This window comes from Pseudonocardia sp. ICBG162, assembly GCF_020496225.1.
Lineage (GTDB): Bacteria > Actinomycetota > Actinomycetes > Mycobacteriales > Pseudonocardiaceae > Pseudonocardia > Pseudonocardia alni.
This window is the reverse complement of sequence record NZ_JAHLJD010000031.1, coordinates 747978-767916: the sequence shown is the minus strand read 5'-3', so window position 1 is coordinate 767916 and position 19939 is coordinate 747978. Positions and strand designations below refer to the sequence as shown.

Annotated in this window: 17 protein-coding genes; 13 read left to right on the top strand and 4 right to left on the bottom strand. The window is 75.7% G+C overall.

The genetic code is table 11. The features are described 5' to 3' along the window. Positions 1-65 precede the first annotated feature (65 nt). The 4 genes from KPL60_RS28450 (at position 66) to KPL60_RS28435 (ending at position 3793) form a co-directional block, all read left to right on the top strand. Positions 66-470 carry a molybdopterin-binding protein gene (locus KPL60_RS28450; protein ID WP_062398137.1) on the top strand — a complete coding sequence of 135 codons (405 nt, stop codon included), beginning with the start codon at positions 66-68 and terminating at the stop codon, positions 468-470. A gap of 95 nt (positions 471-565) precedes the next feature. Further along, a complete protein-coding gene (locus tag KPL60_RS28445) occupies positions 566-1339 on the top strand; it encodes an ABC transporter permease (protein ID WP_226368260.1) in 774 nt (257 codons plus the stop codon). After that, positions 1336-2427, top strand: a complete 1092-nt coding sequence (locus KPL60_RS28440; protein WP_226367716.1) for a sulfate/molybdate ABC transporter ATP-binding protein — start codon at positions 1336-1338, stop codon at positions 2425-2427. Before KPL60_RS28445 ends, KPL60_RS28440 begins: the two co-directional genes overlap by 4 nt. Positions 2428-2611: 184 nt before the next feature. After that, positions 2612-3793 carry a S8 family peptidase gene (locus KPL60_RS28435; RefSeq protein ID WP_226356579.1) on the top strand — a complete coding sequence of 394 codons (1182 nt, stop codon included), beginning with the start codon at positions 2612-2614 and terminating at the stop codon, positions 3791-3793. Here the strand turns inward: KPL60_RS28435 and KPL60_RS28430 are convergent. Further along, positions 3790-4653, bottom strand: a complete 864-nt coding sequence (locus KPL60_RS28430; RefSeq protein WP_226367715.1) for a hypothetical protein — start codon at positions 4651-4653, stop codon at positions 3790-3792. The two genes, KPL60_RS28435 and KPL60_RS28430, sit on opposite strands and share 4 nt — an antisense overlap. A gap of 48 nt (positions 4654-4701) precedes the next feature. On the opposite strand from KPL60_RS28430, the gene KPL60_RS28425 reads away from it, so the two are divergent. The 4 genes from KPL60_RS28425 (at position 4702) to KPL60_RS28410 (ending at position 9576) form a co-directional block, all read left to right on the top strand. After that, positions 4702-6333: a phosphatidylserine/phosphatidylglycerophosphate/cardiolipin synthase family protein gene (locus KPL60_RS28425; RefSeq protein ID WP_226367714.1), complete on the top strand. Its 1632-nt coding sequence runs from the start codon at positions 4702-4704 to the stop codon at positions 6331-6333. A 79-nt stretch (positions 6334-6412) separates the two neighbouring features. Further along, positions 6413-8077 (top strand): AMP-binding protein, encoded by a 1665-nt coding sequence (locus KPL60_RS28420; protein WP_226367713.1) that lies wholly within the window; start codon positions 6413-6415, stop codon positions 8075-8077. A gap of 105 nt (positions 8078-8182) precedes the next feature. Beyond that, complete coding sequence (locus KPL60_RS28415; protein ID WP_226367712.1) at positions 8183-8569, top strand: cold-shock protein; 387 nt, start codon at positions 8183-8185, stop codon at positions 8567-8569. A gap of 83 nt (positions 8570-8652) precedes the next feature. Beyond that, entirely contained in the window at positions 8653-9576 is a 924-nt protein-coding gene (locus tag KPL60_RS28410; protein WP_255656620.1) for an MsnO8 family LLM class oxidoreductase, read from the top strand. 18 nt (positions 9577-9594) lie between these two features. Here KPL60_RS28410 and KPL60_RS28405 read toward each other — a convergent pair whose 3' ends face one another. The 3 genes from KPL60_RS28405 to KPL60_RS28395 form a co-directional block, all read right to left on the bottom strand. Next, complete coding sequence (locus tag KPL60_RS28405; protein WP_226353965.1) at positions 9595-10104, bottom strand: DUF2771 family protein; 510 nt, start codon at positions 10102-10104, stop codon at positions 9595-9597. 43 nt (positions 10105-10147) lie between these two features. After that, positions 10148-11650: an MFS transporter gene (locus KPL60_RS28400; protein WP_226353964.1), complete on the bottom strand. Its 1503-nt coding sequence runs from the start codon at positions 11648-11650 to the stop codon at positions 10148-10150. 76 nt (positions 11651-11726) lie between these two features. Then, positions 11727-12551: a glutaminyl-peptide cyclotransferase gene (locus KPL60_RS28395; RefSeq protein WP_226367710.1), complete on the bottom strand. Its 825-nt coding sequence runs from the start codon at positions 12549-12551 to the stop codon at positions 11727-11729. A gap of 39 nt (positions 12552-12590) precedes the next feature. Between KPL60_RS28395 and KPL60_RS28390 the strand changes: the two genes are divergently transcribed. From KPL60_RS28390 to KPL60_RS28370, 5 genes are all read left to right on the top strand, one after another. Beyond that, positions 12591-13424, top strand: a complete 834-nt coding sequence (locus KPL60_RS28390) for a DUF3027 domain-containing protein (protein ID WP_308016848.1) — start codon at positions 12591-12593, stop codon at positions 13422-13424. Continuing rightward, complete coding sequence (locus KPL60_RS28385; protein WP_374228795.1) at positions 13322-16231, top strand: sacsin N-terminal ATP-binding-like domain-containing protein; 2910 nt, start codon at positions 13322-13324, stop codon at positions 16229-16231. The genes KPL60_RS28390 and KPL60_RS28385 overlap by 103 nt, the downstream gene beginning before the upstream one ends. Next, a complete protein-coding gene (gene mshA, locus KPL60_RS28380; protein ID WP_226353961.1) occupies positions 16228-17502 on the top strand; it encodes a D-inositol-3-phosphate glycosyltransferase in 1275 nt (424 codons plus the stop codon). Before KPL60_RS28385 ends, mshA begins: the two co-directional genes overlap by 4 nt. After that, positions 17499-17978: a YbjN domain-containing protein gene (locus tag KPL60_RS28375; protein WP_226353960.1), complete on the top strand. Its 480-nt coding sequence runs from the start codon at positions 17499-17501 to the stop codon at positions 17976-17978. The genes mshA and KPL60_RS28375 overlap by 4 nt, the downstream gene beginning before the upstream one ends. Positions 17979-18100: 122 nt before the next feature. After that, on the top strand, positions 18101-19678 hold the full coding sequence (locus KPL60_RS28370) for an AMP-binding protein (RefSeq protein ID WP_226353959.1): 1578 nt from the start codon (positions 18101-18103) through the stop codon (positions 19676-19678). The last annotated feature ends 261 nt before the right edge of the window (positions 19679-19939 follow it).

Sequence of the window (19939 nt, the reverse complement as noted above, 5' to 3'; positions counted from 1 at the left end):
GATCCCGACATCCCGCGGGGTATCCAGCGTGGCACCACCGCAGGCGCGACCATAGTATCCGGGTGGTGCCGCACTTCAGGATCTCCGAGGCCGCCCGACTGCTCGGCGTCAGCGACGACACCGTCCGCCGCTGGGTGGACGCGGGGACGCTGCCGGTGCAGGCGGACGCGTCGAACCGCAAGGTCATCGACGGCGCCGCGCTCGCCGCGTTCGCCCGCGACCACGCGTCCGCCCCGCCGGACCCCTCGGTGGTGCAGCGCTCGGCCCGCAACCGCATGGTCGGCCTGGTCACCTCGGTGCTGGCCGACACGGTGATGGCCCAGGTCGAGATGCAGTGCGGCCCGCACCGCGTGGTGTCGCTGATGAGCAGCGAGGCCGTGCGCGACCTCGGTCTCGAGCCCGGCGCGCTCGCGGTGGCGGTGATCAAGTCGACGAACGTGGTGGTGGAGACGCCGGGCGGGCACCTGTGACCCCCGGGGCCGGCACCGCCCCCGCGCCGGCCCCGACCCGGCGCCGCGAGGGCGCGGCCGACCGCCACGGCACCGGCGTCGGACTGCCGGTCTGGATGTGGGTCCCGGCCGGCATCGGCTTCCTGGTCATCGCGCTGCCCGTGCTCGGCCTGCTGTGGGAGGCCGACTGGGCGGAGACCCCCCGCCTGCTCACCAGCGAGGCCGCGCTGTCGGCGCTGCGCCTGTCGCTGCTCACCGCGGCGATCTCCACGACGCTGTGCCTGCTGCTCGGCGGGCCGCTCGCGGTGGTCCTGGCCCGCGGCCGGATCAACCGGCTGCCCCGCCTGATGCGCGGGATCCGCTCGGTCGTCCTGCTCCCGCTGGTGCTGCCGCCGGTCGTCGGCGGGCTGTCGCTGCTGTTCCTGCTCGGAGCCAAGGGCCTGGTCGGGCAGGGTCTGGACACCGCGTTCGGGATCTTCATCCCGTTCACGACGGCGGCGGTGGTGCTGGCCCAGACCTTCGTCGCGATGCCGTTCCTCATCGTGTCGCTGGAGGGCGCCCTGCGGACCGCGGGGGAGCGCTACGAGGCGACCGCGGCCACCCTCGGCGCGTCGCCGGGGCTGGCCTTCCGCCGGGTCACCGTGCCGCTGGTGCTGCCCGGACTGGCGTCCGGGCTGGTGCTGGCCTTCGCCCGCTGCATGGGCGAGTTCGGGGCGACGATCGCGTTCGCCGGCAGCCTGGAGGGCACCACCCGGACCCTGCCGCTGCTGGTCTACCTGCAGGGGGAGACCGACGTCGCGGGGGCGGTCGCGCTGTCGCTGCTGCTGGTCGTCGTGTCGCTGGTCGTGATCGTCATCGGGCGTCCGCGCGGGCTGGACGGCCGCGGATGAGCGGGGTGGAGATGGCCGCGCGGCTGGACCGGGACGGGTTCGCCCTGGACCTGGAGCTGTCGGTCGCCGCGGGCGAGGTGCTCGCGGTGCTCGGCCCGAACGGGGCGGGCAAGTCCACGATGCTCGGCATCCTGTCCGGGCTGCTGCGCCCGGACTCCGGGCACCTGCGCGTCGACGGCCGGACCCTGCTCGACACCGCCGACGGGACCTTCGTGCCGCCGCACCGGCGCGGTGTCGGGCTGCTCGCCCAGGAGCCGCTGCTGTTCCCGCACCTGTCGGCGCTGGCGAACGTCGCGTTCGGGCCGCGGGCCCAGGGCACGCCCCGCGCCGCGGCCGACTCCCGGGCCCGCGAGCTGCTCGACGCCGTCGGTGTCGGCGGGCTCGCCGCCCGCCGCCCCGCGCAGCTGTCCGGCGGACAGCAGCAGCGGGTCGCGCTGGCCCGCGCGCTGGCCCCCCGGCCGGGGCTGCTGCTGCTCGACGAGCCGCTCGCCGCCCTCGACGTCGACGCCACCCCCGCCATGCGCAGCCTGCTGCGCCGGGTCATCGCCGACGGCAAGCAGACCGCCCTGCTGGTCACCCACGACGCGCTCGACGCCCTCGTGCTCGCCGACCGCGTCGTCGTGCTGGACCGGGGCCGGATCGTCGAGTCCGGCCCCGCCCGGGACGTCCTGGCCCGTCCGCGGAGCGCGTTCTCCGCCCGCATCGCCGGCCTGGACCTGGTGCCGGGCGTCGCCGAGGGCTCCGGGGTGCGCACCGCAGACGGGACCGAGATCCGGGGCCGGGTCGTCGAGGTGGCCGAGGGGGAGCCCGCCGTCGCGGTGTTCCCGCCGTCCGCGGTCGCGGTGCACGCGAGCAGGCCCGAGGGCAGCCCGCGCAACGTCTTCCCGGTCCGGATCGCCGCGCTGGAGCCGCGCGGGGACACCGTGCGGCTGCGGGCCGCGCCCGTCGCCGGGGGGCCGGACTGGGTGTCCGGGCTGGCCGCCGACGTCACCCCGGCCGCCGTCGCCGAACTGGGTGTCGAACCCGGTCACGAGGTGTGGTTCGCGGTGAAGGCGACCGAGGTCGCCGTGCACGGCCGGCACGCCTGAGGGCCGCGGCCGATCCGCTGATCGTGCAGCTCGGAGCCCTGCCGGGCCCCGGTCGGCAGGCGTCCCCGGCACCGCCGGTACCGAAACGCTCCGTAACCCGGGTGGTCCCAGGTGTCACCCGGGCCACCATCGTGTCTCTCGCACCAGGCGTCACAGGCGCATAGCGTCGCTGTCTGTGAGCCCCATGCGTCCCCGCGCCGCCCGTCTGGTCACTGCCGGTGTCCTGGCGGTCGCGCTCGGTGTTCCTCTCGCACCGACGGCGTCCGCCGCCGAGACGGCGCCGTCGGCACCCGCCGGGTACCTGGTGCAGACGGCGACCGACGGGCAGACGCGGGCCGCCGCGGAGTCCGTCGGCGTCGAGCCGAAGGTCACCTTCGACAGCGTGGTGCACGGCTTCGCCGCGGACCTCACCCCGGCCCAGGCGACCGAGCTGCGCGACCGGCCCGGCGTCGTCGGGGTGGAGGAGGACCGCGCGATCTCCCCGCTCGACCCGCAGGCCGTCCACCAGGACGCGCCGGTCGGCCCGCCCGCGGGTGCCGAGCAGGCGCCGGGCAACTGGGGGCTCGACCGCATCGACCAGCCGAACCTGCCGCTGGACGGGCAGTACCGGCACACCGCGACCGGCGCCGGGGTGGACGTGTTCGTCCTCGACACCGGCGTCGACGCGAGTCACCCGGAGTTCGGCGGCCGGGCGAAGCTCGAGCTCAACACGATCGACCGGACCGACACCGACTGCGACGGGCACGGCACCGTCGTCGCCGGGATCGCCGCGTCGAAGGACTACGGCGTGGCCCCGGGCGCGACCGTGCGCGCGGTGAAGGTGCTCGACTGCAACGGCACCGGGACGCTGTCGTCGCTGATCTCCGGTCTGGACTGGGTGTCGAAGAACAAGCGCGGCCCCGCGGTCGCGGTGATGTCGTGGAGCTACGGCGGCTCGCCGATCCTCCAGCAGGCCGTCCAGCGCATGATCGACTCCGGGGTGTTCGCGGCCTCCTCGGCCGGCAACACCGGCGGCGACGACTGCACCGCGCTGCCCCGCGCGATCGGGGACGTGCTGGTCGTCGCGAACTCGACGATCGACGACAAGCGCTCGTCGAACTCCTCGACCGGCCGCTGCGTCTCGCTCTACGCGCCGGGCACCCGGATCGTCGCGCCGGTCCCCGGTGGCGGCACCGCCTCCTACAGCGGGACCTCGATGGCCGCGCCGTTCGCGGCCGGGGTGGCGGCGCTGTACAAGCAGGCCCGCGGCGACGCGCCGGCCACCACCGTCAAGAAGTGGATCGTCGACAACGCGGTGCCGGGGAAGATCGACGGCGGCGGCACCGGCGGCACCCCGAACCGGCTGCTGCAGACCGGCGGGCTCTAGACCCGGGCCTCGTCGGCCCACTCCCACAGCTCGTACACGGGCTGGTCGAGCAGGTCGTTCAGCTCGGCGGGCGACAGCGACGGCGTCGCGAGCCACACCAGCTGGTCGGTCCACAGCCAGGCGATCCGGGGTGCGCCGCGGTCGCGCAGGGCACGGGCGGCGGCGACGAGCGGGCCGGGGGCGAGGGCCTTCGGGTGGCCGGGGGTCACGACCGCGACGACCGTGCCGTCCACCTCGACCGACGCTCCGGCGACGGAGACCCGGTGGTCGGGGCCGGCGAGCCGGTCGAGCGCGGCGGCGTGCTCGGCGGGGTCCTGCTCGGCCCAGGTCGAGAGGGGGGCCAGCAACGCGTCCCAGCCGTCCGGGTCGGCCTCGCCCAGCGCGCCCAGCACGGCCCCGGCCGTGACCGGCTCGCCGTGGTCGGCGACCCCACCGGCCAGCGCGCCGGGCTCGGCGACGCCGGACGGCAGCACCCCCGCGTCCACGAGAACCGCGATCGTGTGCTCCAGCCGGTCCCGTCCCTCGGCCGACAGGTCCGGGACGTCCCGTACCGTGACCGGCGGCGCCGGGGTGGTCGGCGCCCCGGGCAGCGGCGTCGGCAGCACCACCGCCGCCGGGACCGGGGGTGCGGCCGCGTCCGCGCGGTCCGCCGCCTGCCACGACCGCCACGCCATCAGCCCGAACACCGCGACCGCGGCCGCGGCCAGCAGGAACGGGAACGCACGGTCCAGCGGACCCCGGCCCGGCGGTCCCACCAGCTCGATCTGCACCCCCGTCACCACGAACCATCCGCCGACCACCACCGCGCCCGCCACCGAGATCGCAGCGGAGACCCGGTCGACCGTGCCAGGGCGTGCCATGCCCGCAGGATAGGCGCGACCCCCGGTGATCCGGATAGCGTCCGGCGCATGCCCGGCCAGCCCCCCGCCGACCTCGCGTCCCTCACCCGTCGCTACCTCGCCCCCGCCACCCCCGAGTGCCCCACGTTCGTCGAGGACACCGAGTGGGAGCCGATCGTCGACGGCGTCGACTACTTCGCCCGGCTGCGGGAGCTGTTCGACCGGGCGGGGCCCGGCGACACGGTGCTGGTCACCGGGCTGAACCTCGAACCGGACATGGACCTGCACGGCCTGGCGCCCGACGAGGACGGCTACGAGGCGCTCGCCGACCGCTTCGCCCGCCTCGTCGACGCCGGCGTGGACGTGCGCGTGCTGCTCACCGCCGCGCTGTTCTCCGGCTCCGTCCCGGGGGTGGCGATCGGGCCGTTCCGGGCGAACGCGTTCGCCGCGCTGGAGCTGCGCCGCCGCCCCCAGCTGGCCGGACGGGTGCTGCTCGACTGGTCCGGCTCCGGGATCGGCTGCCACCACCAGAAGGTGGTGCTCACCCACGTCGGGGGCGAGCTGACGGCGTACGTCGGCGGGCTGGACCTGTCCGCCAACCGGTTCGACGCCGAGCCGCACGACCGGCTGTCCATCGGCGAGGAGCGCTGGGGCTGGCACGACGGCGCCGCCGCGCTGCGCGGGCCCGGCGCCGCCCGGGTCTGGGAGGTCTACCGCGGTCGCTGGACCGAGGCCGCGACGCTGCCGCCGCGCCGGTTCATGGTCGGCCCCACCGACTGGGAACCGATGAACCCCGAGCCGTTCGCCGCCGACCTGCCGCCGTCGCCGCCCGCCCCGCCGCGCCCCGCCCCGGGCACCGCGGTGCAGGTCCTCCGCTCGCTGCGGCCGTGGAAGATTGACCACTTCGGGATGCTCTACCGGCGGCACTGGACGGTGCTCCCGCGGCACGGCGCGCAGGAGGTCTTCCACACCCTGTCCGCGGCGATCCGCGGCGCCCGCCGCTACGTCTACCTGGAGGACCAGTACTTCTTCGAGGTCCCGGGCGGGCGACGGGCGTTCCGGCTCTACGGGCTGCTGCGCGACGCCGCCGCCCGCGGGGTGAAGGTCGTGCTCGTCTGCTCGGGTCGCAAGGACCCGGTCGACGCCGGGGTGAACAAGTTCCGCCGCCGCGTCACCGGCGACGTCCAGCGCGGCGTGATCGACCAGCTCGACCCGGGCGACCGCGGCAACGTGATCATGCACCGGATCGAGGACCTCACCGTCCACACCAAGCTGGCGCTGGTCGACGACGTCTTCGCCTCCATCGGGTCGGCCAACTTCTTCTCCCGCTCGATGCGCGGCACCGACACCGAGCTGTCGACGGCGTTCGTCACCACCGGCGACCAGGTGCGTGACCTGCGGGTACGGCTGTGGGCCGAGCACCTGCGCACCGAGCTGACCGACGAGCTCGCGCCCCGGCTGGCCGACCTGGACCTCGCGCTGGGCATGTGGCGCCCGGAGTGGCTGCCGCCGGACGCGCCGGCCGGGACCTGGCGGGTGCCCGGCTACCCCGCCGGGTTCGCCCCGGCCGAACGGGTGCTGGTGCCGGTCGGTCCGTGGCCGGAGCCGTCGCCGCGGCCGCTGCGCCGCGCGGCCCACGGGGCGCGGCGCGGGGCGGCGAAGGTCGCCGAGTCGGGGCGGCGACGCCTGTCCTCGTCCTGACCGACGGGTGTTGGCAACCGCGTCGTCCGGGGGCGAGGATGTGACGACCCGCACCGAACCGCCCGAGGAGTACGACGTCGTGACCTCAGCCGCCGCAACCCCCGCCGTCCCGTCCTACGCCTCCGGGACCTCGGACACGCCGTTGCTCGGCGACACCATCGGCGACGACTTCGACCGCACCGCCGCCCGGGTGCCGGACAACGACGCGCTCGTCGAGGTGCAGACCGGGCGCCGCTGGACCTACCGCGAGCTGCGGACCGCCGTCGACGACCTGGCCACCGGGCTGCTCGCCGCCGGGCTCACCGTGGGGGACCGGGTCGGGATCTGGTCGCCGAACACCGCGGAGTGGACGCTGACCCAGTTCGCGACGGCCAAGATCGGCGTCGTCCTGGTCAACATCAACCCGTCCTACCGGACCCACGAGCTGGAGTTCGTGCTCAAGCAGGCCGGGATCTCGACGCTGGTGTCGGCGTCGTCGTTCAAGACCTCCGACTACGAGAAGATGATCGCCGAGGTCCGGGCGAACTGTCCCGACCTGCAGCGTGTCGTGATCACCGGCTCCCCCGAGTGGGACGCGCTGGCCGCGGGCGACGCCTCTCGCCGCGACGAGCTGGCGCAGGTGCAGGCGTCGCTGACAGCCGACGACCCGATCAACATCCAGTACACGTCCGGGACGACCGGGTTCCCGAAGGGTGCGACGCTGTCGCACCACAACATCCTCAACAACGGCTACTACGTCGGTCGGATGTGCGGCTACACCGAGGCCGACCGGGTCTGCATCCCAGTGCCCTTCTACCACTGCTTCGGCATGGTGATGGGCAACCTCGGCTGCACCACCAACGGCGCCACCATGGTCATCCCGGCCCAGGGCTTCGACCCGAAGGCGACCCTGCACGCCGTCCAGCAGGAGCGCTGCACCTCGCTCTACGGGGTGCCCACGATGTTCATCGCCGAGCTCAACGACCCCGACTTCGGCTCCTACGACCTGTCCAGCCTGCGCACCGGGATCATGGCCGGGTCGCCGTGCCCGGTCGAGGTGATGAAGCAGGTCGTCGACCGGATGGGCATGACCGAGGTGACCATCGCCTACGGCATGACCGAGACCAGCCCGGTGTCCACCCAGACCCGGGCCGAGGACTCGCTCGAGCGGCGGGTGTCCACCGTCGGGCGGGTCATGCCGCACCTGGAGGTCAAGGTCGTCGACCCGGACACCGGGCGCACGATGCCCCGCGGCGAGCCGGGCGAGCTGTGCACCCGCGGCTACTCGGTGATGCTCGGCTACTGGGAGCAGCCGGAGAAGACCGCCGAGGTCATCGACCGTGCCCGCTGGATGCACACCGGCGACCTCGCCGTGATGGACGACGAGGGCTACGTCAACATCACCGGCCGGATCAAGGACATGGTCATCCGCGGCGGGGAGAACGTGTACCCGCGCGAGATCGAGGAGTTCCTCTACACCCACCCCGACGTCGTCGACGCCCAGGTCATCGGTGTCCCCGACGAGCGCTACGGCGAGGAGCTCTGCGCCTGGGTGGTGCTGCGCGAGGGCACCGCGCCCATGACCGCCGACACGCTGCGCGAGTTCGCCACCGGGAAGCTGGCGCACTACAAGATCCCGCGCTACGTGCTCGTCGTCGACGAGTTCCCGATGACGGTCACCGGCAAGGTCCGCAAGGTCGAGATGCGGGAGAAGTCGGTCGGGCTGCTGGACCTGGAGAGTGCGGCGAACGTCCGAAACGCCTGACCCCGGACGGGTCCCCAGGCGTACCATCGGTGACGGCGCGTCCGGCGAGCCCGGGCGCGTTTGTCGTGCACGCAGCAACACAGCAAGCAGGAATCGAGGACGACGGTGCCCACCGGCAGGGTGAAGTGGTACGACGCGGAGAAGGGCTTCGGCTTCCTCTCCCAGGACGGCGGTGAGGACGTCTACGTGCGCAAGGCGGCGCTGCCGTCCGGCGTGGAGGCGCTCAAGTCCGGCCAGCGGGTCGAGTTCGGGATGGCCGAGGGCCGCCGCGGGCCGCAGGCGCTCTCCGTGCGCATCGTCGAGAAGCAGGCGTCCGCGGTGGAGAACGCGCGCCGCCCCGCCGAGGAGCTGCACGGTCTGATCGAGGACATGATGGGCCTGCTGGAGAACAAGATCCAGCCGGCGCTGCGGCACGGGCGCTACCCGGACCGCAAGACCTGCAAGCTGGCCGCCGAGGTCGTGCGGGCCGTCGCCCGCGACCTGGACGACTGATCCGACCCGACCCGCCCGCCCGCCGCGCGGACGACGGAATGGCGGCGGGTGCGGGCGGTGTTGGGGCGACTGTGCGCCTGTCGATGTTGGACCGCTCGCGGACGCGGGCCGGGGAGCCCGACGCCGCCGCGGTCCGCGGCACGGTGGCGCGGGCCGTCCGCGCCGAGCAGCTCGGCTACCACCGGTTCTGGGTGGCCGAGCACCACGCCGTGCCCGGTATCGCGTCGGGCAGCCCACCGGTCCTGATGGCCGCGGTGGGCGCGGCGACCTCGCGGATCCGGGTCGGCTCGGGCGGGATCATGCTGCCCAACCACCAGCCGCTCGTCGTCGCGGAGCAGGTCGCGCTGCTGGAGGCGCTGCACCCCGGGCGGATCGACCTGGGCATCGGCCGCTCGCCCGGGTTCACCGAGCCGGTCCGCCGCGCCCTGCGCGCCGGTGGGGCCGACGACGCGGAGTTCCGCGCCGCCCTCGACGAGCTCCGCTCCTTCCTCGACGGCAGCGGCCCGGTGACGGCCCGGCCGCGGCTGGAGCACGCCGTCCCGCTGTTCCTGCTCGCCACCGGCGCGGGGCTGCGGCTGGCCGGGGACCTGGGGCTGCCGGCCGTCGTCGGCGGTCCGGTGCTCGACGACCCGGCGGCGCTGGCGGACTACCGCGAGCGGGCCGGGGACGCGGCGCACCTGGTGGTGTCCGCCGACGTGCTCGTCGGGGACCCGCAGCTGGCGCTGTCCGAGGCGTGGGCGCACGCCGTGGCCCGCACCACCGGGGAGTTCCCGCCGCTGGAGCCGCCGGACCCGCATCGCGCGACGACCCGGCGCCAGCGCGAGACCGTGGACCGGGCGCTGGCGCACGCGATCGTCGGCGACGAGGACACCGTCGCCGAGCGGCTCGACGACCTCGTGGCCCGCACCGGCGCCGACGAGCTGCTGGTGTTCTCCTCGACCCACGACCGCGACGCGCAGGCCGACTCCGACGCCGCGCTGGCCCGGCTGCTCGGCGCGGGCCGCTGAGCCCCGGGTCGCGCCCGCTCAGCCCTGCTCGCCGACCAGCACCCAGGTCGCCCGGACCGGGAACTGGATGTCGGTGCTCTCCGGGTCGATCGACGGCGGCGCCCCGAACACCTGCACCTGCGCGGTCACGAGCCGGTCGCCCGGCTCGGGCAGGGACAGCGTGAAGTCGGTGCGGGTGCCCGGCGCGGCGATCGCGCTGCGCTGCTGGACCGGGGTCGGGTCGGTGCCGCGGGTGAACGCGTAGGCGACCTGCCAGGGCGCGGAGGAGACCTCCTCGGGCACCGTGATGCGGACCTCCGTCCCGGGCGGGACCTGGGCGGTCACCCGGGCGTTCGGGGCGTCCTGGCAGTTCTGCAGACTGGTGTCGCAGAACTGGGTGGGCGCGGCGGTCAGCGAGGTGCCGCCGACGTCGAACGTCACCGTCGGGGCCTCGCCGCCGCACCCGGCGAGGACGAGGGCGGCCGCGGCCAGGGTCCCGGCCAGCGCACCGGCGGACCGGCGGGGGCGCGGTCGGGGGCGGGTGATCACGCCGACCAGCGTACGGATCCGGGCCCGGCGCGCGGGTGGGCCCTCAGCGGGCGACGGCCGGGCGCGGCCCCAGACCGGGCACCAGCGAGGTGCCGCGGCGCACCAGCGCGGCCTGCAGCGCGAACACCGCCACCACCCCGGTCACGATCACGAACCCGGTGCGGAACGTGTCGTGCGGGGCGAGCACCCCGATCGCCCCGCCCAGCACCCAGGCCAGCTGCAGGACCGTCTCCGACCGCCCGAACGCCGACGCCCGCGCGTCCTCGGGCAGGTCGCGCTGCACCACTGCGTCGAGGCAGACCTTCGCCAGCGCGCTCGCCGTCGACGCGACCAGGGCCGCGACCACCGCCGTCGGGACGCCCGGCAGCAGCGCCACCGCCGCCGCGGCCAGCACCGCCGCCGCGGCCGCCGCGAGCACCACCGGCTCGACCCGGGAGAAGCGGCTGCGCGCCCCCACCGCGTTCCCGGCGAACAGCCCGACACCGGCGGCTGCGCCGACCATCCCGATCACCACCAGCTGGCCCGCGGGATCGCCGTCGGGGGACTGCTCGGCCCCGGCCTTCACCACGAACGCGACGAACAGCGTGAGGAACCCGGTCAGCACCCGCACCGTGCTCGTGCCCCACAGCGCGACGAGCACCGCCCGCGTCGCGGGGGCGCGGGACCGGCGCTTGCCCGGCCGGGTGGCGGGCACCGCCGCGGTCACCTCGCCCGCGGTGGACTCGACCCAGCGGGGGATCCGCAGGCAGAGCACGGCACCGGCGACGCCGAGCACCGCCGTCCACCACAGCGGCCCGGCCCCGCCGACGGCCAGCGCCGCACCGCCCGCGACGGCCCCGGCGATCCCGCCCGCGGCCATCCCGAACGTGGTGAGCCGGGAGTTCGTCGTCGCCAGGGTGATCGTCGACGGCAGCACCCGCGGGGTCACGGCCGCCTTGAGCACCAGGAACGACTTGGACAGCACCATGATCCCCAGCGCGGCCGGGTAGAGCAGCCAGTCGTCGAGGTGGAACACCAGCACCACGGCGAGCACCGCACGGCCGGCGCAGGACACCGCCATCGCGATCCGCCTGCCCCGCTGCAACCGGTCCAGCGCGGGGCCGATCACCGGCGCCACCAGCGCGAACGGCGCGACGGTGATCGCCAGGTAGAGCGCCACGTTCGCTGTGGACTCCGCCGTCGCCGCCGCGAAGAACAGCGTGTTCGCCAGCGCGACGGCCACCGCCGCGTCGAGCGCGTAGGTCAGCATCGTGGCGTAGGTGAGCGCCGTCAGCCCGGACCGGTCGGCGCCGTCGGCGGTCGCGGCGCGCCGGAACAGCGCGACCGCGCGCCCGCCCAGCTCGCGGGTGCGGTGCACGGCGACCCGGGTGACCGTCAGCTTGCGGGGGACCGCGGCCGGGCCGGGGCGGGGCAGCTCGTCGGTGGCGGCACCGGCGGAGCGCGCACGGCGCAGCGCCGGGTCCGAGGCGATCGGGGCGGTGCGCGGGTCCGGGCCACGTCTCGACCCGGCCGCCCGGCGGCGGCTGCGGAACGGGTTCGGTGCCACGCGGTCATTGTGCAGGCGGGCACCGACCGTTCCGGCGATCCCGCCGGGTGGTGTCACCCGCCCGGCGCAGCGCCGGTCAGGCCGGGGGCACCGGGAGCCGCACCCGGAACGTCGTCGGCCACAGCTTTCCGGTGAGCAGGTACTCGTCGCCGTCGACGTGGGCGATGCCGTTGAGCACGTCGGCCCCGGCCCGTTGCCCGGCCGGCAGCAGCCCGGTCGCGTCGACGACGGCGTCGACCACCCCGGTCGACGGGTCGATCCGCACCAGGTCGTCGGTCTGCCAGACGTTGGCCCACACCCGGTCCCCGACGCACTCCAGCTCGTTGAGCCGGGTCACCGGGGCGCCGTCCAGGGTGACGGCCACCGAGCCGGTCCCCGCCAGGTCGGCCGGGTCGTGGAAGAACAGCCGGTCGGTGCCGTCCGAGCGCACCACGCGGTCGCCGGAGCCGCCGGAGAGCAGGCACAGCCCCCAGCCCTCGCCGTCGACGGGCACCTCGCGCAGCGGCCGCAGCGTCGCCCGGTCCCACTCGACCGCCACCCCGTCCTGCCAGGTCAGCTGCCAGATCCGGTCCCCGACGACGGTGATACCCTCCCCGAAGTACGCCGGTGGCAGCGGGCTCGCCGCCCGCACCGCGCCCGTCGCCGGGTCCAGCGCGCGCAGCTGCGAGCGCCCCACCCGGCCGGTCCCCTCGTAGAGGGTCCCGTCGCGCAGCTCCAGGCCCTGGGTGAACGCCTGCGGGTCGTGCGGGATCTCGGCGAGGACCTGCGGACGGACCACCGGAACGGGGCCCGGGTCGGGCAGACCCGGCGCCGGTGCGGCGGCCCCGCAGGCCGCCAGGGCCAGCAGGAGGGGGAGCAGCCCCGTCACGGAGGGGCGGCGGAGCAGCGCTCGGGCGGGCACCCGCCCAGGATGCCCGGGCACGGGTGGCACACTGGTGAGGTGAGCACTGGTGAGGTGGGTGTCGAGGTCGGCGACTCCGGTGACGAGCGGGCGGAGACGCCGCAGCCCCGGGTGACACCCGCGCCGTCGCACCTGTTCGACGCGGTGGACGAGGCGCGGGCCGCGGCCGTCGAGGAGGCGGCCGACGAGCTGGGTGGCGAGGCGGCCGTGGCCGCCGTCGGCGCGCACCTGGGCACGACCGTCGAGGACGACGGCTCGGTCACCCACTCCTTCGCCGCGCACCTGCCCGGCTACCGCGGCTGGCGCTGGGCGGTCACCGTCGCCGCCGCGGCCGGTGACGGGCCGGTGACGGTCTCGGAGTCGGTGCTGCTGCCCGGCTCGACCGCACTCGTCGCGCCCGACTGGGTGCCGTGGGACCAGCGCGTGCGCCCCGGTGACCTCAAGCCCGGCGACCTGCTGCCCGCCCCGGCCGACGACCCGCGCCTGGTGCCGGGATACGTCGACTCCGGGGACCCGGCCGTCGACGCGCTGGCCCGCGAGGTCGGCCTCGGCCGCGAGCGGGTGCTGTCGTTCGAGGGCCGCATCGCCGCCGCCGAGCGCTGGCAGGACGGGGAGCGCGGCCCGGCCGCCGACCTCGCCCGGTCCGCGCCCGCGTCCTGCGGGACCTGCGGGTTCCTGGTGCCGCTCGCCGGGTCGCTGCAGGGCGTGTTCGGGGTCTGCGCGAACGGCTCCTCCCCGGCCGACGCCCAGGTCGTCGCCGTCGGCTTCGGCTGCGGCGCGCACTCCTCGGTCGCCGAGCCGTCCGGCTCCCCGGTCCACGTCTCGGCCCTGGTCTACGACGACGGCGTCGACCTCGAGCCGGTCGGGTCCTGAGCCCTACCGGCGTCGCGGGCGGCACCGACCCGTTCGGCACGGCGGCGCTGCGGGACGGGGTCCTGGCGGCCTGGTCGTCGTCGCCGACCCGGTTCCGGGAGGACGTCAACGCCGAGGACGACCTGCGCCGCGGCGGGTACGCCGACACCTGGGTCGCCGAGCTGCTCCAGAACGCCGCCGACGCCGCGCTCGCCGCGGACCTGCCCGGCCGGGTCCGGGCCGTCGTGGTGGACGGTGAGCTGCGCGTCGCCAACACCGGTGCCCCGCTCGACGCCGTCGGGGTCGCCGCGCTCGCCGCGCTGCGGGCCTCGGCCAAGCGGGACGCGGCCGGCGCGACCGGCCGCTTCGGCGTCGGGTTCGCCGCGGTCCTCGCCGTCTGCACCGCGCCCCGCCTGGTGACCGCCGCCGGCGGCGTCGCGTTCTCCGCGGCCCGGACCGCGGTGGAGGTGGCCGGGCTGGGCGGTGCCGCGGCCGCCGAGCTGGCCCGCGACGCCCGGGTGCCGGTGCTGCGGCTGGCCTGGCCCGCGCCGGAGGAGGAACCGCCGCCGCCCGGGTTCGCCACCGAGGTCCGGCTGCGCCCGGCGCCCGGCACCGACCCGCACGACCTGCTCGACGAGCTCGCCCGCACCGCCGGGGACCTGCTGCTGGCCCTGCCGGGGCTGGAGTCGGTCACGGCGGGCCCGGTGACCGTCGCCCGCACCGACCTCGGCGACGGCCGGGTGCGTGTCGGCGACGCCGGGTACCTGCTGGTCACCGGGGACGCGGGCGTCCGCTGGGCGCTGCCGCTGCACGGCGACCGGCCCGCCCCGTACGGCCCGGACGACGGCGAGGTCCTGCACGCCCCCACCCGCAGCGCCGAGCAGCTGTCGCTGCCCGCCCGGCTGGTCGCACCGTTCCCGCTCGACCCGGACCGCCGCCGGATCCGTGCCGACGACCCGGGCGTCGACGTGCTGGTCGACGCCGCGGCGGCCGCCTACGCCGACCTCGTCCGGCGTGTCGGCCCCGCCGACCGCACCGCCCTGGTGCCGGAGCCGGGCTTCCCGCGCTCGCCGCTCGACGGCCGGCTGCGCGAGGCGGTCACCGCGGCGCTGACCCGCACCCCGTGGCTCCCCGCCGCCACGGGCGACGCGGACGTGCTCGCACCGGAGCGGGCCGAGTGGCTCGACGTGCCCGCCGACGGGCTGCCCGAGCTGCTCGCCGCGACCGGTCCGGCGTTCGCCCGGCTCGTCGCGTCCGGGGTCGTCCCGCCCGCCGGGCTCGGCGTGGACCGGGTCGGCCCCGCCGCGCTGGCGGAGCGGCTCACCGGCGTCGAGGTGGATCCGGGCCGATGGCGGGAGCTGTACGCGGCGCTCGCCCCGGCCGCCGACACCGTCCCGGGGCTGGCCGCCGAGCTGGGCGCGCTGCCCGTCCCGCTCGTCGACGGCCGCCTGGTGCCCGGACCCGCCTCGGTGCTGCTCCCCGTCGGGGGCGACCCGGCCGGGGCGGCGGCGCTCCCCGAGCTGCGGATCGCCCACCCCGACGCCGTCCACCCGCTGCTGCGCCGCCTCGGCGCCGTCGACGCCGACCGCGACACCCTGCTCGACGCGCCCGCGCTGCACGCCGCCGTCGAGCGGTCCGTCGACGACGCCGAGGCGGGCCTGGACACCACCGCGGCGGCCCGCGCCGTCCTCGCCCTGCTCGACACCCCCGCCGCCGCGCCGGACCCGCGGTTCGGGGCCCTCGCCCTCACCGACGACGACGGCCGCCCCGCCCGTGCCGACGAGCTCGTCCTGCCCGACGCCGCCGTCCGGGACCTGCTCGACCCGGACGCCCCGGTGGGCGTGCTGGGGCCGGAGTGGGCCGACGTGCCCCGCGACGCCCTGGTCGCCGCGGGCGTGCTGGACCGGTTCACGGTCGTCGCGTTCGACCCCGACGTGCTGCACGACGCCGAGCACTACCCCGGCGACGGCGACCCGCCGCCCGCCGTCCGCGACCTCGACCTCGTCGCCGACGACCGCTGGCCCGCGGCGCTGGCCCTGCTCGCCGGCGACCGCGACACCCGGGCCGCAGCGCTCACCGGCTACACCGCCTGGTGGCTGTCGCGCCACGTCCGCCTCGACGGCCGGCTGGCCGGCACGTGGCGGCTGCGCTCGGCGACCGGGCTGACCGGGCTCTACGACGAGGTCGGGGCCCTGCCCGGCGTCGACGACGCGGTGCTCGCCGCCGTCGGCGTCCGGGACCGGGTCGTCGTCGACGGGCCGGACGAGGTCACCGAGCTGCTCGACCGGCTCGCCGACCCGGCCCGCACGGTGACCGGGGAGGTGGCCGCGGCCGCCTACTCCGCGCTCGCCGCGGCCGTCGCCGACGGCCGGGTGGACCTCGACGACGTCGACCCGCCGGACCGGGTCCGCACGGTGACCGGGTCGGTCGCGCCGACCGACCGCGCCGTCGTCCTCGACGCGCCGTGGGTGCTGCCCGCGCTGGACGCGCTGCCCGCCGTCCCCGGCGGGCCCGACCCCGCCGCCCTCGCGGAACTGCTCGACGTGCCGCTGGCCTCGGACCGGGTCGCCGGGACCGCCCGCGGCACCGGCACCCCCGGCCCGTGGACCGCCGACCCCGAGGTCGTCCTGGCACTGGCCGCGCTGGGGGAGACCGCGCCCCCGGGGCGGCTGCACCGGCACGAGGAGCTGGTCGTCGACCTCGACGACGGCGGGACGGTGACCGTCCCGGCCTGGCCCGGCCGCGGCGACGACTGGCACGCCGCGGACCCGCTGCGGGCGCTGGTGGCTGCGCTGGCGGTCCGGCGCCGTGTCAGGATGCTCCGGTGAGTGAGCGACTGCCCCGACGGGTCGCGGTGCTGTCGGTGCACACCTCCCCGACCGAGCAGCCCGGCACCGGCGACGCCGGTGGGATGAACGTCTACGTCGCGCAGACGGCGATCCGGATGGCCCGCCGCGGCGTCGAGGCGGAGATCTTCACCCGCGCCACGTCGTCGGAGCAGCCACCGACGGTCGAGCTGGAGCCGGGCGCGACGGTCCGGTTCGTCGCCGCGGGCCCCTTCGAGGGCCTCGGCAAGGACGACCTGCCGAGCCAGCTGTGCGCCTTCACCGCCGGGGTGCTGCGGGCCGAGGCCCGCCACGACCCGGGCTGGTACGACGTCGTGCACTCCCACTACTGGCTGTCCGGTCAGGTCGGCTGGCTGGCCCGGGACCGCTGGGGGGTGCCGCTGGTGCACTCCGCGCACACCCTGGCCAAGGTCAAGAACGCCGCGCTCGCCGCCGGGGACACCCCCGAGCCGCGGGTGCGGGTGATCGGCGAGGACCAGGTCGTCGCCGAGGCCGACCGGCTGGTGGCGAACACCGAGATCGAGTCCAAGCAGCTGCTGGACCTCTACGACGCCGACCCGCACCGCACCGTCACCATCCCGCCCGGGGTGGACACCGACCGCTTCCGGCCCGGGGACCGCGCCGCGGCCCGCGCCGAGCTGGGCCTGCCCCCCGAGGCGGTGGTGCTGGCGTTCGTCGGGCGCATCCAGCGGCTCAAGGCCCCCGACGTGCTGCTGCGCGCCGCCGCCGAGCTGGCCGCGCGCGCACCGGGGCTGCGGGAGCGCCTCGTCGTGCTCGTCGCGGGCGGTCCGTCCGGGTCCGGGCTGGCCGAGCCGACGTCGCTGCACGAGCTGGCCGCCGAGCTGGGGATCACCGACCTCGTCCGGTTCCTGCCGCCGCGGGCCGGCGACGAGCTGGTGACCGTCTACCGGGCGGCCGACGTCGTCGCCGTCCCGAGCCACAACGAGTCCTTCGGGCTGGTCGCGCTGGAGGCCCAGGCCTGCGGGACGCCGGTGGTGGCGACCCGGGTGGGCGGGCTGCCGGTCGCCGTCGCCGAGGGCCGGTCCGGGCTGCTCGTCACCGGGCACGACATCTCCGACTGGGCCGACGCGCTGGGCGAGCTCGCGCTCGACCCGGGCCGTCGCGAGCAGATGGGGCGGACCGCGGCGACGCACGCGCACCGCTTCTCCTGGGACCGCACGACCGACGCCCTGCTGGGCGCCTACGACGAGGCCCGCACCGAGTTCGCGGCGCGGCGACGGAGGGACGTATGAGCGACCTGGAGCAGCGGATCGGGGCCGCGCTGGCCGACTCCGGCGCCGAGCACGTCCACCGCGGGCCCGGGCAGTGGCTGGTCACCCTCCCCGGCGAGGCCCGGCTCCAGACCCAGACCTGGCTGATCCTGCGCGAGCAGACCCTCGCGGTGCAGGCGTTCGTGTGCCGCAGGCCCGACGAGAACCACGAGGGCGTCTACCGGTTCATGCTGCTGCGCAACGCCAAGCTGTACGGCGTGCACTACTGCCTGGACCGGGTCGGGGACATCCACCTCGTCGGGCGGCTGGCGCGCCACGCCGTCACCGCGGACGAGCTCGACCGTGTCCTCGGCTCGGTGCTGGAGGCCGCCGACGGCGACTTCAACACCTTCCTGGAGCTGGGCTTCGCCTCCTCCATCCGCCGCGAGTACGCCTGGCGCAGCGAGAACGGCGAGTCGACCGCGAACCTGGCCGCGTTCGAGCACCTCTTCCAGTGACCCACGGGTAACTTTTCACCGCGCTACGCGGACGGCACACGGAGGGTGCGCCTAGCATGGCGCGGACCCCCGACCGGACGTCCGTTACGTCCGGCCCGCAGGACCTCGCGAAGGAGCGAACCTTGTCGTTGCGCAGCCCGTACCCGGACGTCGAGATCCCCGACGTCTCGCTCACCGAGTTCCTGTTCGCCGACGGGTTCGGCGACCGGGCGGACGCGCCGGCGATCCTCGACGGCACCACCGGTGACCAGCTGACCTACACCGAGTTCCACGGCCTGGTCGAGAAGATCGCCGGCGGGCTCGCCGCCCGCGGCATCGGCACCGGCGACGTCGTCGCGCTGTTCGCGCCGAACCTGCCGCAGTGGGCGGCGCTGTTCCACGGCATCCTGCGCGCCAACGGCATCGTGACCAGCGCGAACTCGATGTACACCGGTGGCGAGCTGGCTCACCAGCTCAAGGACTCCGGCGCGAAGATGGTCATCACCGTCTCGCCGTTCCTCGACCGCGCCGTGGCCGGGGCGAAGGAGGCCGGGCTGTCGGAGGACGTCGTCCTCACCATCGACGCCACCGAGGGCCACGACTCGCTGCGCGACCTCGTCTCCTCGGGCGCGCCGGCACCGGAGCTCACCACCTCCGCGGACGACACCGCGGTGCTGCCCTACTCCTCCGGCACCACCGGCCTGGCCAAGGGCGTGGTGCTGACCCACCGCAACCTGGTGGCGAACCTGCTCCAGATCCAGGTCATGGGCGACGTGACCAGCGAGACCAAGATCATGGCGTTCCTGCCGTTCTTCCACATCTACGGCATGACCGTGATGATGAACCAGGGGCTGCACGCGCGCGCCACCGTCGTCACCATGCCGAAGTTCGACCTCGAGCAGTTCCTGACCATCACCCAGGACCTGCAGGTCGACCGGCTCTACATCGCCCCGCCGGTCGCCGTCGCGCTGGCCAAGCACCCGATCATCGACAAGTTCGACCTGTCCTGCGTGAAGACGATCTTCTCCGGTGCCGCCCCGCTGGACGGCGAGCTCGGCCGCGCCGTCGCCAAGCGGCTGGACTGCACCGTGCTGCAGGGCTACGGCATGACCGAGCTGTCCCCGGTCAGCCACTGCATGCCCGACGACCGCGGCGACCTCGACCTGAACTCGTCGGGCTTCGCGCTGCCGAACATCGAGTGCAAGCTGGTCGACCCGGAGTCCGGCAAGGAGGTCGGCGTCGGCGAGCGCGGCGAGCTGTGGGTGAAGGGCCCGAACGTGATGGTCGGGTACCTCAACAACACCGAGGCGACCGACGCCACCAAGGACGCCGACGGCTTCCTGCACACCGGTGACATCGCCGTCGTCGACGACGAGGGCGTCTACTCGATCGTCGACCGGGTCAAGGAGCTCATCAAGTACAAGGGCTACCAGGTGCCGCCCGCCGAGCTGGAGGCGCTGCTGCTGACCCACGACAAGATCGCCGACACCGCGGTCATCGGGGTCAAGGACGCCGACGGCGAGGAGGTGCCGAAAGCGTTCGTGGTGAAGCAGGCCTCGGGTGAGGACCTGACCGAGGACGACGTCATGAGCTTCGTCGCCGAGAAGGTCGCGCCGCACAAGAAGGTGCGCGTGGTCGAGTTCATCGACCAGATCCCGAAGTCGGCCTCGGGCAAGATCCTGCGCAAGGACCTGCGGGCCCGGGAGAACGAGAAGGCCTGACCCGCACGACCGGCCGGGACGGCGCCGTGACCTGCAGCGATGCGGGGGCGGCGCCGTCCCGTCGTCGGCACACCTTCCCCGGGCTCCGCACCCGAGCCGCCGGCACGGATCCGGGACGTCGATCAGTACATGAGCGCTGTCGCGACCCGGCCGGACAGCACTCAGGTACTGATCGACGCCGGCTCGATGCACACCGGCGTCCGAACCCGGTGGGGCGGGCGCGGTGATCCGCGGGGCGGCGGCGCCGGCGTGCTGTCCTGT